The organism is Microvirga sp. Mcv34, assembly GCF_024519725.1.
GTDB lineage: Bacteria > Pseudomonadota > Alphaproteobacteria > Rhizobiales > Beijerinckiaceae > Microvirga.
In genome coordinates this window covers 1-1492 of sequence record NZ_JALJRK010000234.1, presented here as the reverse complement: position 1 = coordinate 1492, position 1492 = coordinate 1, and the positions used below count along the sequence as shown (strand labels likewise).

The window sequence follows — 1492 nt, the reverse complement described above, 5'->3', positions numbered from 1 at the left end:
TATTTAGTCGGCCCTGAACAACCCACAACTGATTGAGACAGAAGGATTCTTCGCCGTCACGAAGCATTGTAAAATGCCAGCATCTGGGTGCTGACCCGCTCAAACCTGGTGTATTTCCATGGGACCCAAGCCGACAGTAGCGAGCTCCGGCGACCTTTACCGCAGCCGCCTCGACCAGATCCTCGATCACCGCCATGAGCTGTTTCGCCTGGCCGGTCTGATCGACTGGGACAGGTTCGATCACGAGTTTGGCCGCTTCTACCGCCCACTCGGACGCCCCGCGAAGCCGACGCGCCTGATGGTGGGGCTGTCCTATCTCCAGCACACCTTCAACCTGTCCGATGAGGCGGTGGTGCAGCGCTGGATCGAGAACCCGTATTACCAATGGTTCTGCGGTTGCGAGTATTTCCAGCATGAGCTGCCGTGCGATCCAAGCTCGCTGACGCGCTGGCGCAAGCGGCTCGGGCCCGATGGACTTGAGAGGCTGCTGGCGGCCACCATCCAGGCCGGGCTGGAGAGCGGCGCCGTGCGGTCGTCGAGCCTGGAGCGGATCAGCGTCGACACCACCGTCCAGCCCAAGGCGATCACCTATCCCACCGACGCCAAGCTGTACCTGAAAGCCTTGCAGGCTCTGGTGCGGCAGGCCAAGCGGCATGGCCTCACGCTGCGGCAGGCTCACACCCGCCTGGCCAAACGCGCCGCCGTGCAGGTCGGTCGCTATGCCCATGCGCGGCAGATGCGCCGCATGCGGCGCGAGTTGAAGCGGCTGAAGACCTATTTGGGTCGGGTCTACCGCGATGTCGCCAGGAAAGTCACAGGCGATGAGGTTCTCTCACGCCGGTTTGCTCCTCTGCTCGGCCTCATCGAGCGTCTTCTGACGCAGGAACGCACGAGCAAGAACAAGCTCTACAGCCTGCACGCACCGGAGGTGGTGTGCATCGCCAAGGGCAAGGCGCATCGGCCGTACGAATTTGGCTCCAAGGTCGCGCTGGCGGTGACCAACCGCGAAGGCTTCGTGCTCGCGTCCAAGGCGCTCGAGGGCAATCCGTATGATGGTCACACGCTCACCACGACGATCGATCAGGTCGTGGCCATGACGGGCGTCGAGCCGGAGCGGACTTATGTCGACCAGGGCTATCGTGGGCATGATTATGCCAAGACGGATCGGGTGTTCATCACGCGACAGCGGCGGGGCCTGACGCCAACGATCAGGCGGGAGCTGAGACGCCGCTCAGCCATCGAGCCGATGATCGGGCACATGAAGGCGGACGGGCGGCTTGGACGCAATCACCTGCTCGGAGCAGCCGGCGATGCGATCAATGCGCTGCTCGTGGCCGCCGGGCACAACCTACGGCTGATCCTGAACTGGCTCAGGCTTCTTGTCGCTTGGTTCCTGGCCGCTCTGATGGGTTCATCCGCGCCATCGGATACTGCCCACGAACCCTGGAATCCAATGGCAGCCTGATCAAACGGCATTGTTCAGGGCCGACTA

Annotated in this window: 1 protein-coding gene; it reads left to right on the top strand. The window is 62.9% G+C overall.

What is annotated here, in order from left to right:
• Positions 1 to 118: 118 nt before the first annotated feature.
• Positions 119 to 1465, top strand: a complete 1347-nt coding sequence (locus OC446_RS30335; RefSeq protein ID WP_262032582.1) for an IS5 family transposase — start codon at positions 119 to 121, stop codon at positions 1463 to 1465.
• Positions 1466 to 1492: the final 27 nt, after the last annotated feature.

Bases quoted from the DNA above. Each gene is read 5' to 3' on its own strand.
- OC446_RS30335 (WP_262032582.1), top strand. From the start codon at position 119: ATGGGACCCAAGCCGACAGTAGCGAGCTCCGGCGACCTTTACCGCAGC.